The sequence below is a fragment of the Curtobacterium sp. 458 genome (assembly GCF_030406605.1).
Lineage (GTDB): Bacteria > Actinomycetota > Actinomycetes > Actinomycetales > Microbacteriaceae > Curtobacterium.
On the sequence record NZ_CP129104.1, the window covers coordinates 993,700 to 1,007,182 of the forward strand.

The 13,483-nt window shown below is 69.9% G+C and carries 11 protein-coding genes and 1 tRNA gene; 7 read left to right on the forward strand and 5 right to left on the reverse strand.

The genetic code is table 11. The features are described from left to right. Positions 1–58: 58 nt before the first annotated feature. The 3 genes from QPJ90_RS04915 to QPJ90_RS04925 are packed head-to-tail and all read right to left on the reverse strand — an operon-like array spanning position 59 to position 3,950. Positions 59–1,009: a carbohydrate ABC transporter permease gene (locus QPJ90_RS04915; RefSeq protein WP_290133356.1), complete on the reverse strand. Its 951-nt coding sequence runs from the start codon at positions 1,007–1,009 to the stop codon at positions 59–61. After that, positions 1,006–1,920, reverse strand: a complete 915-nt coding sequence (locus QPJ90_RS04920; protein WP_290133357.1) for a sugar ABC transporter permease — start codon at positions 1,918–1,920, stop codon at positions 1,006–1,008. The genes QPJ90_RS04915 and QPJ90_RS04920 overlap by 4 nt, the downstream gene beginning before the upstream one ends. Further along, positions 1,917–3,950: a beta-galactosidase gene (locus tag QPJ90_RS04925; RefSeq protein WP_290133358.1), complete on the reverse strand. Its 2,034-nt coding sequence runs from the start codon at positions 3,948–3,950 to the stop codon at positions 1,917–1,919. Before QPJ90_RS04925 ends, QPJ90_RS04920 begins: the two co-directional genes overlap by 4 nt. A gap of 214 nt (positions 3,951–4,164) precedes the next feature. Here QPJ90_RS04925 and QPJ90_RS04930 point away from each other — a divergent pair, with 214 nt between their 5' ends. Continuing rightward, the gene (locus QPJ90_RS04930) at positions 4,165–5,187 is read left to right on the forward strand and encodes a LacI family DNA-binding transcriptional regulator (RefSeq protein ID WP_290133359.1); all 1,023 of its coding nucleotides are present in this window, start codon (positions 4,165–4,167) and stop codon (positions 5,185–5,187) included. A 12-nt stretch (positions 5,188–5,199) separates the two neighbouring features. Here QPJ90_RS04930 and QPJ90_RS04935 read toward each other — a convergent pair whose 3' ends face one another. Both QPJ90_RS04935 and QPJ90_RS04940 read right to left on the reverse strand, forming a co-directional pair. Then, the gene (locus QPJ90_RS04935; RefSeq protein ID WP_290134166.1) at positions 5,200–5,865 is read right to left on the reverse strand and encodes an NUDIX domain-containing protein; all 666 of its coding nucleotides are present in this window, start codon (positions 5,863–5,865) and stop codon (positions 5,200–5,202) included. A gap of 179 nt (positions 5,866–6,044) precedes the next feature. Next, positions 6,045–6,131 (reverse strand) — tRNA-Leu (locus QPJ90_RS04940). Between the two features lie 86 nt (positions 6,132–6,217). On the opposite strand from QPJ90_RS04940, the gene QPJ90_RS04945 reads away from it, so the two are divergent. Genes QPJ90_RS04945 through QPJ90_RS04970 form a run of 6 tightly spaced genes read left to right on the forward strand, consistent with a single transcriptional unit; the run spans position 6,218 to position 13,444 of the window. After that, on the forward strand, positions 6,218–6,898 hold the full coding sequence (locus QPJ90_RS04945; RefSeq protein ID WP_290133360.1) for a DUF3662 and FHA domain-containing protein: 681 nt from the start codon (positions 6,218–6,220) through the stop codon (positions 6,896–6,898). Beyond that, complete coding sequence (locus QPJ90_RS04950; RefSeq protein WP_290133361.1) at positions 6,895–7,443, forward strand: FHA domain-containing protein; 549 nt, start codon at positions 6,895–6,897, stop codon at positions 7,441–7,443. The genes QPJ90_RS04945 and QPJ90_RS04950 overlap by 4 nt, the downstream gene beginning before the upstream one ends. 4 nt (positions 7,444–7,447) lie before the next feature. Continuing rightward, on the forward strand, positions 7,448–8,800 hold the full coding sequence (locus tag QPJ90_RS04955) for a Stp1/IreP family PP2C-type Ser/Thr phosphatase (protein WP_290133362.1): 1,353 nt from the start codon (positions 7,448–7,450) through the stop codon (positions 8,798–8,800). Beyond that, a complete protein-coding gene (locus tag QPJ90_RS04960) occupies positions 8,797–10,233 on the forward strand; it encodes an FtsW/RodA/SpoVE family cell cycle protein (RefSeq protein ID WP_290133363.1) in 1,437 nt (478 codons plus the stop codon). Before QPJ90_RS04955 ends, QPJ90_RS04960 begins: the two co-directional genes overlap by 4 nt. Continuing rightward, the gene (locus QPJ90_RS04965) at positions 10,230–11,687 is read left to right on the forward strand and encodes a penicillin-binding protein 2 (protein WP_290133364.1); all 1,458 of its coding nucleotides are present in this window, start codon (positions 10,230–10,232) and stop codon (positions 11,685–11,687) included. The genes QPJ90_RS04960 and QPJ90_RS04965 overlap by 4 nt, the downstream gene beginning before the upstream one ends. After that, on the forward strand, positions 11,684–13,444 hold the full coding sequence (locus QPJ90_RS04970; RefSeq protein ID WP_290133365.1) for a protein kinase: 1,761 nt from the start codon (positions 11,684–11,686) through the stop codon (positions 13,442–13,444). Before QPJ90_RS04965 ends, QPJ90_RS04970 begins: the two co-directional genes overlap by 4 nt. The last annotated feature ends 39 nt before the right edge of the window (positions 13,445–13,483 follow it).

Below are 13,483 nucleotides of genomic sequence, written 5' to 3' on the forward strand. Positions count from 1 at the left end.
TGGAGGCCGTCGCGGCTGCGGCTGGGGGATCACAGCCGCGACGGGGTCGGGGATGCTGCTACTTCAGGCCGCCCGCGCCGAGGCCGGACCGCCAGAACCGCTGGAGGGAGAGGAACGCGATGAGCAGCGGGATGATCGAGACGAACGACCCGATGAGCACGAGGGTGCGCAGGTCCGGGTACTGGTTCACGCTCGAGTTCCACGTGTAGAGGCCGAGGGTGACGGGGAACAGCGACGAGTCGCGGAGCATCACGAGCGGCAGGAAGAAGTTGTTCCAGATGGCGACGAACTGGAACAGGAAGATCGTCACGAGCGCGGGCGACATGAGCCGCACGGCCACGGTGAAGAAGGTGCGGACCTCGCCGGAGCCGTCGATGCGGGCGGCCTCGATGATCTCGTCCGGCACGCTCGACGCCGCGAACAGCCGCGACAGGTACACGCCGAACGGGCTGACGATGCTCGGCAGGAACACCGACCAGAACGTGTCGGTCAGGTCGACCTGGCTGAAGATGAGGAACAGCGGCAGGGCCAGCGCGGTCGCCGGGACGAGCACGCCGCCGAGGAACACGTTGAAGAGGGCCTCGCGGCCGCGGAACCGGTACTTGGCGAGTGCGTACCCGCACATCGCGGAGAGCACGGTGCCGATGAGCCCGGCGACGCCGGCGTAGGCGATGCTGTTGAGCATCCACCGGACGTAGACGCCGTCCTGGTACGTGAACAGCCTGCCGATGTTGCCGAGGAAGTCCTGCACGCTGGAGGCGCTGAACCACAGCGAGAACGTCGTGTTGAAGTTCGCGGTCGTCTTCGTCGACGAGACCAGCAGCCAGAAGATCGGCAGCAGGAAGTAGACGGTGAAGACGCCCATGACGAGCATCGCCGCGCCGCGCGAGATGACGCTCTCACGCGGTCCCCGCGCTCCGCGCTGGTGCGGCCGGGAGGCACGGTTCGGCTCGAGCGGTCGGCCTGCGTCCGCCACGAGGTCGCGGCGGGAGGGTGCGTTGACGGTCACTGGGCGGCCTTCCGCTGGGTCAGTCGGAGGAACCCGATCGACAGGACGAACGTGGCGACGGCGAGGACGACCGAGAACGCCGCGGCGAGGTTGAAGTTCGGCACCGAGGAGGTCGAGTAGACGAGCATGTTCGGCGTGAAGGTCGACGAGATCGTCGAGGTGAACTGCCGGAACACGGTCGGCTCGGTGAGGAGCTGGAGGGTGCCGATGATCGAGAAGACCGCGGTGAGGACGATCGCCGGGATCACCATCGGGATCTTGATCGAGAGTGCGATGCGGAGCTGCGAGGCGCCGTCGAGCTTCGCGGCCTCGTAGATCTCGGTCGGGATCGCGAGGAGCGACGAGTAGATGATCAGCATGTTGTAGCCGACGTAGACCCACGTGACGACGTTCGCGACGGCCCAGAGGACGGTGCCGGAGCCGAGCAGGTCGACCTTCGACGTGACGGCGGAGAACGGCGAGAGGTTCGGCGCGTAGAGGTAGCCCCACATGATCGCGGCGATGACCCCGGGGACGGCGTACGGCGCGAAGAACGCCAGGCGGAAGAACCGCTTGCCGCGCAGGAGCGGGGAGTCGAGCAGGAGCGCGAAGACCAGGGCGAGCGCGAGCATCACGGGGACCTGCACGACGCCGAACAGCAGCACGCGGAGGACCGAGCCCCAGAACTCGCTGTTCTGGAACACGAGCACGTACTGGCTGAGGCCGCCGAACACCTGCGTCGGGGCACCGAACGTGCCCTGGCGCTCGATCTTCAGCAGCGACTGCCACACCGCGTAGAGGATCGGGACGAGGTAGAACGCGGTGAAGAGCACGGCGAACGGCGTGACGAAGACCGCGATCGCGCGGCGGTACCGGAAGCCCCCGCCGCGTCGACGTCGGGCGACCCGGGGTCGCTGGGCTGTGGTGGTCATGGGCGCTTCCTGTCCGTGCGGATGATCTGGGTGCCACCGGGGGCGATGGTCGTGGTGCCGGCGACGGCGCGGTCGGCGACGAGTTCGTGGCCCGCCTCGTGGTGCTCGACGGCCCGGTCGGTGTGGTTGAGCAGGAACACCCACTCGTGCTGGTCGTCACGGCGTCGGACGACCTCGAGTCCCGGCTGGGCGGCGGGGTCCGGCGACACCCCGGCCTCGTCGAGGACGTCGCGGAGGAGTCCTCGGAGCGTCTCCGCGGCGAGGACGGTGGAGACGTACCAGGCAGCTCCGGCCCCGTGGTCGTTGCGGGTGACGGCTGGTGATCCGGCGACCTCGCCGTCCGTGTAGTCGAGGACGCTCGTGGCGCCGCGGAGCTCGACCGGCTCGCGCCACACCGTGCCGACGGACCCGTCCGACAGGTGCACCTCGCCGCCAGCGGGCAGCGGGAGGAACTCGTCGACGCGGACGCCGAGGAGCTCGCGGAACGCCCCGGGGTAGCCACCGCGGCGGACCCGGTCGCGCTCGTCGACGATGCCGCTGAAGAACGTCACGACCGCTCGACCTCCGCCGGCGACGTGGTCGGCGATCACCGCGGCGTGCTCGTCGCGGACGAGGTACAGCTCGGGGACGAGGACGACGGCGTACCCGTCGAGGGGTGCCCCCGGCGCGACGACGTCGACCGTGACGCCGAGGTCCCACAGTGCGCCGTGGAGCGCGTGCACCTGCTCCAGGTACTTGAGCGCGGTGGTGGGGTGGGCCTCCAGGTCGGCCGCCCACTGGTTCTCCCAGCTGAACACGAGCGCGACGTCCGCGGTGACGCGGGACCCGCGGAGCTCGCCGAGCCGTTCGACCAGGGAACCCAGTTCGACGACGTCACGCCAGGTGCGGGAGTCGGTGCCGGCGTGCGGGAGCAGCGCGGAGTGGAACTTCTCGCTGCCCTGCACGGACGCACGCCACTGGAAGAAGCAGACGCCGTCGGCTCCGCGGGCGATGTGCGCCGCGGTGTTCCGCAGCATCTCGCCAGGGGCCTTCGCCACGTTGTGCGGCTGCCAGTTCACGGCGCCCGTCGAGTGCTCCATGAGGAGCCACGGGGCGCCACCGGCGAGACCGCGCGTGGTGTCGGCGGCGAAGGCGAGCTCGACGTGCGGCCGGGGCAGGCGGTGGTCGAGGTAGTGGTCGTTGGCGATGACGTCCATGTCGCCGGTCCACGTCCAGTAGTCCATCGCCGTGATGTGCGCGGCGACCATGAAGTTCGTCGTGACGGGCTTGTCGCTCAGGCTGCGCAGGACCTCGGCCTCGGCGCGGTGGTGGGCGAGGAGTTCGTCGGACGAGAACCGGTCGAAGTCGAGCGTCTGGCCGGGGTTGGTGGAGGACAGCGTGGCCCGGGGCGGCAGGACCTGCTCCCACGCGGAGTAGCGCTGGCTCCAGAACGCGGTGCCCCACGCGGCGTTGAGTTCCTCGACGGAGCCGTAGCGGGCCCGGAGCCAGGTGCGGAAGGCCTCGGCGGAGACGTCGCAGTAGCAGTGGGCGTTGTGGCAGCCGAGCTCGTTCGAGACGTGCCAGAGCTTCACGGCCGGGTGGTCGCCGTACCGCTCGGCCGTGGCACGGACGAGGGCGAGGGCGTGCTCGCGGTAGACCGGGGAGCTCGGGCAGAACGCCTGTCGCCCACCGGGCCAGCGGGTGGTGCCGTCGGCGACGACCGGCAGGACCTCGGGGTGCGCGGTCGTGAGCCACGGCGGGGTGGACGCGGTGCCGGTGCCGAGGTCGACCCCGATGCCGGTGTCGTGCAGGAGCTCGATGACGCGGTCGAGTGCGCTGAAGTCGTACTCGCCCTGGCGCGGCTCGACGTGCGACCACCCGAAGACGTTGATCGCGACGAGGTTCACGCCGGCCTCGCGCATGAGCCGGACGTCCTCGACCCAGACCTCGGGGTCCCACTGCTCGGGGTTGTAGTCGCACCCGAACGCCAGGCCGGTCGAGCCGAGCCCGAGCGCGCCGGTGGCGACGGTCGGCTGGGTGGTGGTGGTCACGGGGATCCTCGCTGGTCGGGGCGGTCCTGCCGTCCGGCCGCGTGCGACCCCTTCGACGGCGAAGGTCACCCAGGATTCTGGGAGCGCTCCCAGTCCGCTGCGATCGATCGGGACCGAGAAGTTCTGGGAGCGCTCCCAGAGTGAACACCAGCGCGCCGCCGATGTCAACACGGCACGGTCATCGACCAGGCAGAGCGGTCGGTACGCTTGCCGCATGTCCGACGTCCGTGCCGCCCGTTCCCGCGCCACGATCCAGGACGTCGCGGACGAGGCAGGCCTCTCGCGCGGCACGGTCTCCCGCGTCCTCAACGACGAGCCGTACGTGTCGCCGAAGGCCCGCGAGGCCGTCCAGGAGGCCGTTCGTCGCGTCGGGTACGTCCGCAGCGCAGCAGCTCGCAGCCTGGTCACCCGGCGCTCGGGGGCGATCGCACTCATCGTCCACGAGCCCTCGGTCCAGGTGCTCGACGACCCCAACATCGGGAACATCTTGATCGGCACGAACACCGTGCTGTCCGAGGCCGACCAGCAGCTCGTGACGATCATGGTCGACTCCGCCCGCGACAACGAGCGCGTGGTCGAGTACCTGCGCGGCGGGTTCGTCGACGGTGCGATCGTGCTCTCCGCCCGCGACGGCGACGCCGTGACCCGGGCCGTCGAGGAGATCGGGCTGCCCGCGTGCTTCGTCGGCCACCCGTCGGATGCGCCGAACACCTCGTACATCGCGATCGACAACCGCGCCGCCGCGTACGAGATCACGAGTCGACTCGTCGAGACCGGACGGCAGCGCATCGGCATGCTCGCGTCCGGCCTCGACCGCGACTCCGGGCAGGACCGTCTCGCGGGCTTCGAGGCCGCGCTCGGCGACCGCTTCGACCCCCTGCTCGTCGCCCCGAACCCGCTCTTCAGCTACACGGCCGGCGTCGAGGGCATGCGCGAGCTCCTCGACCGTGCGCCGGACATCGACGGGGTCTTCGCGGCGTCGGACGCCGTCGCCGCCGGGGCGATGGACGTCCTGCAGCGCGCCGGTCGGTCCGTCCCCGGCGACGTCGGCGTGGTGGGCTTCGACGACAGTGCGTGGGCGCTCCGCTGCGACCCGCCGCTGTCGACCGTGCGGCAGCCGGCCAAGACGCTCGGCGAGCACGCAGCGCGACAGGTGCTCGAGCAGATCGCCGGCTCCGACGAGGGTCCGCACGGGCTCATCCTGCCCACCGAGGTGGTCTGGCGGGCGAGCGCCTGACGAAGGGTCGGGTCAGCCCCGAGCGCTCCGGTGCAGGGCGAGCCACTGCAGCAGCATGATCGTCTTGCCGTCGGAGATCCGCCCGTCGTCGACCATCGCGAGCGCCTCGCGCACCGGGAGCTCGAGCACGTCGATGTCCTCGCCCTCGTCCTCGATGCCGCCGCCGTCCTCCACCCGGTCCGCCGGCGTGTACGCCCCGACGTACCCGTGCACCCGCTCGGTGACGGACCCGGGACTCATGAACGCGTCGAACACCTTCGTCAACACCCCGAGCCGGATGCCGAGCTCCTCCGCTGCCTCACGCCGGACCGCCGTCTCCGGGTCGTCCTCGTCGAGCAGTCCCGCCGCGGCCTCCACGAGCATGCCGTCCGGGTGGCCGTTGACGTACGCCGGCCAGCGGAACTGCCGGGTGAGCAGGACGGTGTCGCGCTCCGGGTCGTGCGGCAGCACCGTGGCGCCGTTCCCCCGGTCGTAGGTCTCGCGCTGCTGGCGGTCCCACCGGCCGTCGCGCCGCCGCACGTCGAGCGTCGTCCGGCGGAGCACGTGCCAGCCGTTCGAGACCACCTCGACGTCGTGGACGACCACGTCCGGGTTGCGGTCGAGGTCACGGCCGACGGCGTCGAGGCCCGTGCGACCCCGGTCGTCCGGGACCGTCTCGCCGGGGCGTGCGTTCGTCATCGGGGTGTCCACGCCGCCACGGTAGCGCGGCGGTCGGACGCACCAGGATGAGCCGCGGACGACGCGACCGACGAGCCGGGGCCGAGCCGTGCCTCCAGGCCGGTCGCCGGGTCTCGCCCGGGCGGGCGCGGGCGGAACGCAACAGGCCCCCGGATTCCTCCGGGGGCCTGTTGCTCGCCTGGTGCGCGAGGGGGGACTTGAACCCCCACGCCGTTTCCAGCACACGGACCTGAACCGTGCGCGTCTACCAATTCCGCCACTCGCGCCAGCCCCAGAACACTACCATGCACAGACGGCCCCAGGCGCCAGCCACTACCATGCAGGAGTCCCTGACCGAGAACACTGGAGACCCATGGGCCTGTTGGACAGCTTCGAGCGGGGGTTGGAGCGCGCCGTGAACGGTGCGTTCGCCAAGACCTTCCGCTCCGGCGTGCAGCCCGTCGAGATCTCGAGCGCTCTCCGGCGCGAGCTCGACACGAAGGCGGCCGTCGTCTCCCGTGAGCGCATCCTCGTGCCGAACGAGTTCACCGTCCGGCTCGCCCCGCCGGACTGCACGCGCATGACGGACATCGGCCAGCCGCTCATCGACGAACTGCGGCAGATGGTGCAGCAGCACGCGGTGGCGCAGAACTACTCGTTCTCCGGGCCGGTCTCGATCACGCTCAAGCAGGACGGCACGCTCTCCACGGGGATCCTGCAGATCGACTCCTCGACCGTCCAACGCGACGTCGCCTGGGTCGCGGTGCTCGACATCGGCTCCCAGCGGCACAAGCTCCAGCGCGGGCGCACCGTGATCGGGCGCGGTTCCGACGCCGACATCACCGTCGCCGACACCGGCACGAGCCGCAAGCACGTCGAGGTGATCTGGGACGGCAAGCACGCCCAGGCGAACGACCTCGGGTCGACGAACGGCTCGAAGCTGAACGGCGAACGCTTCCAGCAGGCGATCGTGGAGCCGGACTCCACCATCGAGATCGGTCGTACCCGTATGGTGTTCCGGGTGATCCCGGAGAACGACGGAGGTGCTCGATGACCACGGGGCTGACCCTGCTCGTCCTGCGCTTCGCGTTCCTCGCGGTGCTCTGGCTGTTCGTGTTCGTGATCGTCTTCGCCCTCCGGAGCGACCTGTTCGGCCAGCGCGTCCGGACGATCCCCACCGACCCCAAGGCCGCGCCGTCCGGGCCGACCACCCCGTCGATCCCGACCGCAGCGACGACCGCCTCCGCTCCGGCCGGGGCGTTCACCGAGCTCATCAACCAGGGTGGGGGCACCGCGTCGAACGCCGCCGTCGCCACCCGACTCGTCATCACCGAGGGGTCGCGCGAGGGCATGGAGATGCCCCTCGGCGGCGGTCCGATCACGATCGGACGCTCGAGCGAGTCGAACGTCGTCATCCGTGACGACTACACGTCCACCAACCACGCCCGACTCGATCTGCGTGCCGAGGGCTGGGTCGTCACCGACCTCGAGTCCACCAACGGCACGTTCGTCAACGGTCAGAAGGTGACCTCCCCGGTGCTCGTCGCCGAGGGGACGCCCATCACGATCGGGACGACGACGTTCGAGCTGCGGCGGTAGGCGGATGACGGCACGGACGCTGAGCGCCGCTGTGTCCCACGTGGGGCGCATCCGCGCGAACAACCAGGACTCCGGTTACGCCGGCGCGCACCTGTTCGCGGTGGCGGACGGCATGGGCGGGCACGCCGGCGGTGACGTCGCCTCGGCGATCGCGATCCGCCGCATCCGCGAGGTCGACCGCGAGTTCCCGTCGGCGCACGACGCCGAGTTCGCCCTGCAGTCGGCACTCATCGCGGCGAACCAGCTCATCACCGAGACGGTCTTCGAGCACCAGGAGCTCACCGGCATGGGCACCACGGTGTCCGCGCTCATCCGGGTCGGCGACCAGATCGCGATCGCGCACATCGGTGACTCCCGCATCTACCGCTACCGCGACGGCGAGCTCCAGCAGATCACGTCCGACCACACCTTCGTGCAGCGGCTCGTCGACAGCGGACGCATCACGCCGGAAGAGGCAGCGGTCCACCCGCGACGCTCGGTGCTCATGCGGGTGCTCGGCGACGTCGACGCGGCGCCGGAGGTCGACACCGCGGTCATGGACATCCAGCCGGGCGACCGCTGGCTGCTCTGCTCGGACGGCCTGTCCTCCTACCTCGCCGAGGAGCGCATCCGCCACGCGCTCGCGTCGAACATGGACGCGAACCAGGCCACCCAGCGCCTGGTCAAGGAGACGCTGGACCACGGCGCCCCGGACAACGTCACCGTCGTCGTGATGGACGTCACGGACGCCGACGTCGTCGACGAGGACGACGCCGCGACGACGGTCGGATCGGCCGCAGCTCCGCTGACCTTCGAGGCGTCGACCGGCCGCAAGCCGATCCGCCTCCCCACCATCCTGCTGCACCCGCTCAAGGTCACCACGGCACCGGAGGACTCCCACTTCGAGCCAGAGTCGGACCAGTTCTTCGCGGAACTCATCGCGGAGGACCGCCGTCGGCGCGTCCGTCGCCGCGTCGCCTGGAGCATCGCGCTCGTGGTCGCGATCGCAGCCCTCGTCGGTGCCGTGTTCCTCGGCTGGCGCATCACGCAGGACCACTACTACGTCGGCTCCGACCGCGGGACGGTGGCGATCTACAAGGGCGTCCAGCAGTCGATCGGACCGATTGCGCTCTCGGACGTCTACGAGGACACCGACATCAGCGTGAGCGGCCTGCCCGAGTACACGCGGGAGAACGTCCGGTCGACGATCAACGCGCAGTCACTGTCCGACGCGCGCGAGATCGTCGATCGACTCCGCAAGGCCGCCGAGACCGGGCAGGACCAGGCGGGGACCGGTGGATCGTCACCGTCGGCGTCGCCGTCCGCGACCGGTTCCCCGACGCCGTCGCCGACGCCCACCCCCGGGAAGAAGCGATGAGCAACGCGACCGCCCAGTCCTTCACGCAGGCGATCACGATCAAGCTGCGCGAACCCGCGCGGGCCCGGAACCTCGAGCTCGTCCTGCTCGTCATCGCCTGCGGCATCTGCGCCGGCGCGATGGTGCTCGTGCAGCTCGGCACGAAGGGACGGCTCTTCGACACGTCCGTGCTGTGGATCGGCGCGACCATCCTCGGCCTGGCACTGATCATGCACGTCGTGCTGCGGATCGTCGCGAAGAACGCCGACCCGTTCATCCTGCCGGTCGCCCTGGTGCTCAACGGGATCGGCATCGCGGAGATCTACCGCATCGACGTCCACGACGGCCTGACCGGCTGGTCGGCGATCGGCGTCAAGCAGATCGTGTGGACGATCCTCGCGATGGCCGTGGCGATCGTCGTCCTGCTCGTCGTCCGCAACCACCGCTTCCTGCAGCGGTACCGCTACATCTTCATGGCGCTGACGATCTTCCTGCTGCTCATGCCGATGCTCCCGCTCATCGGGCACAACGTGAACGGCGCACGCGTCTGGATCAAGGTCGGCTCGTTCACCTTCCAGCCCGGTGAGCTCGCGAAGATCACGATGGCGCTGTTCTTCGCCGGTTACCTCGTGACCGCGCGGGACTCCCTGTCGATCGTCGGGCGCAAGGTCCTCGGCATGACCCTGCCGCGTGCCCGCGACCTGGGGCCGATCCTCATCATCTGGGCCGCTGCGATGAGCGTCCTCGTGTTCCAGCGCGACCTCGGCACCGCACTGCTCTACTTCGGCCTGTTCCTCGTCATGATCTACGTCGCGACGGCGCGGCTCAGCTGGGTGCTCATCGGCCTCGTGCTGTTCGTCGGCGGTGCCCTCGTGGCGCAGTCGGTCCTCGTGTACGTGCACGGCCGGTTCGAGCAGTGGCTGAACCCCTTCGACAACGCGATCTACAACGCCGACACCCAGGCCAGCTACCAGCTCGTGCAGGGTCTGTTCGGTTTCGCGAACGGTGGCATCACCGGCACGGGGCTCGGGCAGGGGCGGCCCTACATCACCCCGGTGGCGAACGCCGACTACATCGTCGCGTCGCTCGGCGAGGAGCTCGGCCTGATCGGCGTGTTCGCCATCCTCGCCCTGTTCATCGTCTTCGCCTCGCGCGGCATCCGCGTCGGCTTCATGGCGCAGGACGACTTCGGCAAGCTCCTCGGCGTCGGCTTCGGCTTCATCATCGCCCTGCAGGTGTTCGTCGTCGTCGGCGGCATCACGCGCGTCATCCCCGTGACCGGCCTCACCACACCGTTCATGGCGGCCGGTGGATCCTCCCTGATCGCGAACTGGATCATCGCCGCGATGCTGCTGCGCCTGACCGATGCGATCCCGGCCGAACAGCGCGTGCAGCAGGGGTCGATCCCCGCTGCTCGCGGACGAGGGGCGACCAGGAAGGAGCGTGCCCGGTGAACCGACAACTCCGCGGTGTGTCCACCGTCATCGTGCTCATGTTCGTCGCGCTCTTCGTGTCGACCACGTCGATCCAGTTCTTCTCGGCCGAACAGCTGCGTGCCGACCCCCGCAACTCCCGGACGATCCTCGCGAGCTACTCCACGAAGCGCGGCGCCATCCTCGTGGACGGCAGCCCGATCGCGGAGTCCTCCCCGTCGAACGACCAGTACCAGTACCAGCGGAAGTACACCGACGGCGACCTCTACTCGGCGGTCACGGGGTACTTCACGATCGGTCAGGGCAACTCCGGCATCGAGAGCGCGGAGAACGGAGTGCTGTCCGGCAACTCGGACGCCTCGTTCTTCCAGAACCTCAACGCGATCCTCACCGGCCAGGACGTCCAGGGCGACAACGTCAACCTGACGATCGACCCGGACGTGCAGAAGGCCGCGTACGACGCCCTCGGCTCGAACACCGGCGCCGTCGTGGCGATCCAGCCGAAGACCGGCAAGATCCTGGCGATGGTCTCGAAGGAGTCGTACGACCCGAACGTCCTGACCTCGCACGACACCGCCGACGTCGTCGCGAAGTACAAGGCGCTCGAGCAGGCCGCCGGGCAGCCGCTGAAGAACCGTGCGATCGCGGGCGACCTCTACACGCCGGGCTCGGTGTTCAAGCTCATCGTCGCGTCGGCGGCACTCGAGGGCGGCAAGTACACCCTCGACTCGACGTTCCCCAACCCCTCGCGGCTGCAGCTCCCGGGCACGAGCACGTACATCAACAACGCCGAGGGCGGCTCGTGCGGGGGCGGCGACAAGGTCAAGCTCCGCACGGCGATCCAGTACTCGTGCAACATCCCGTTCGCGGAGCTCGGACAGAAGCTCGGCTACGACGCGATCAAGAGCATGGCGGACAAGTACGGCTTCAGCGACCAGATCGAGGTCCCGATGAAGGCCACCGCGAGCCAGTACCCCGACGTCAGCGATGACACCGCCCAGCTCATGCTCAGCGCGTTCGGCCAGGCGAGCGTCCGCGTCACCCCGCTGCAGATGGCGATGGTGTCGGCGGGCATCGCGAACGGCGGTACGGTGATGCAGCCGACGCTGATCGACTCGATCACGACGAGCGACCTCAAGACGGTCGAGTCGTTCTCCCCGAAGGAGTTCAGCAGCCCGCTGTCCTCGTCGGAGGCCGGTGACCTCACCGAGGCGATGCAGAGCGTCGTCAACGCGGGGACCGGGACGAACGCCAAGATCCCCGGGGTCGACGTCGCAGGCAAGACCGGGACCGCCGAGGGCGGGACCGGCGACCCCTACACGCTCTGGTTCACGGGCTTCGCTCCGGCGAAGGACCCGGAGGTCGCCGTCGCGGTCGTCGTCGGCAACGGCGGCGGTCTCGGGCAGTCCGGGGTCGGCAACACGGTCGCGGCTCCGGTCGCGAAGAAGGTCATGGAGGCGGTGCTGAACAAATGAGACCCACCAGCGGGCTCACCTTCGGTGGGCGGTACCAGCTCTCGTCCCGCGTCGCGATCGGCGGCATGGGTGAGGTGTGGCAGGCGACCGACCTGGTCATCGGCCGCACCGTCGCGCTCAAGATCCTCAAGGACGAGTACCTCGGTGACCCCGGGTTCCTCGAGCGCTTCCGCGCCGAGGCCCGGCACGCGGCGCTCGTCAACCACGAGGGCATCGCGAACGTCTTCGACTACGGCGAGGAGGACGGCAGCGCCTACCTCGTGATGGAGCTCGTGCCCGGTGAGGCCCTCTCCACCATGATCGAGCGGGAGCACACGCTGCCGGTCGACAAGGTGCTCGACATCGTCGCGCAGACCGCGAACGCCCTCCAGGCCGCGCACGCCGTGGGCCTCGTGCACCGCGACATCAAGCCGGGCAACCTGCTCATCACGCCGGACGGCCGCGTCAAGATCACCGACTTCGGCATCGCACGCATCGCCGACCAGGTCCCCCTGACCGCGACGGGCCAGGTCATGGGCACCGTCCAGTACCTCTCGCCCGAACAGGCCAGCGGACACCCGGCGTCGCCGTCGACCGACATCTACTCGCTCGGCATCGTGGCGTACGAGTGCCTCGCGGGACGGCGCCCCTTCACGGGCGAGTCGCAGGTCGCGATCGCGATGGCGCACATCAACGAACAGCCGCCGCCGCTGCCCGCCGACGTCCCGGAGCCGGTCTCCGCGCTGGTGATGTCCTGCATCGCGAAGAAGCCGGCGGACCGCCCCGCGACCGCGGCGAACCTGGCCCGCGCGGCGCAGGCGCTCCGCCGCGGGGACGTCGCTGCCGCGACCGTCGCCGTCCCGATGCTCGCGGACGCCGGGACCGTCGCGTTCAACCCGCCGCAGCGGCAGGGTGACGACGCCGCGACCGCGCTCCTCGGCACCCAGGCCGGCTCATCGGTCGGTGGTCCCCGCACCCCGCCGTCGCCCACCTCGGCGGACGACGAGCCGAAGAAGAAGCGCGCGTGGATCTGGTGGGTGGTCGGCATCGTCGTCCTGCTCGCAATCGGTGGTGTGATCGCTGCGGTCGCCCTGAACGGCAACGCGGAACCCGAGACGCCCGCATCGACCAGCTCGTCCCCGCGATCGACCCCGACCCGGAGCACGCCGACGCCGACCCCGACGCAGGTGAGCCGGATCGACATCGACTCGTCGGACTACGTCGGCCGTGCCACGAGCGACGTCGAGGCAGAACTCCGGAACCTCCAGCTCGTGCCGAACGTCGTGGACGGCGACCCCGCGACCGGGTCGAACCAGCCGAACACGGTGCAGTCGCTCGACCCGACCGGCAGCCTGACCGCCGGCACGACGATCACCATCCGGCAGTACACGACGCCGCCGAGCGTGGAGAAGCCCGCGACGCCCACCGCGAGCGACGTCTCGGACACGGGTGCGGTCACGTTCAGCTGGGCCGAGGCGACCTGCCCGACCGGGTACACGGTCTCGACCTACACGTGGATCGCCACCGGAGGCAAGGACTCCTCGGGCGCCACGTCCGGGACGATCTCCTCGACCGCCGTCAACATCCAGGCCGACGCTGCGGACGAGCCCGTCACGTTCAAGTACTCGGTGACGTGCGGCGCGGGCGGCAACAACCTCGCCAAGTCGCCCGGTTCCGATGCCGCCACGGCGACCTGGACCGTCGGCGACACGACGGACCCGGGCGACGGCACCGACCCGGGTGACGGCACGAACCCGAGCCAGGGGGCGCAGGACTGACCCCCGATCGGGGGCTCGACACCGTTCCGTAACGGTTCG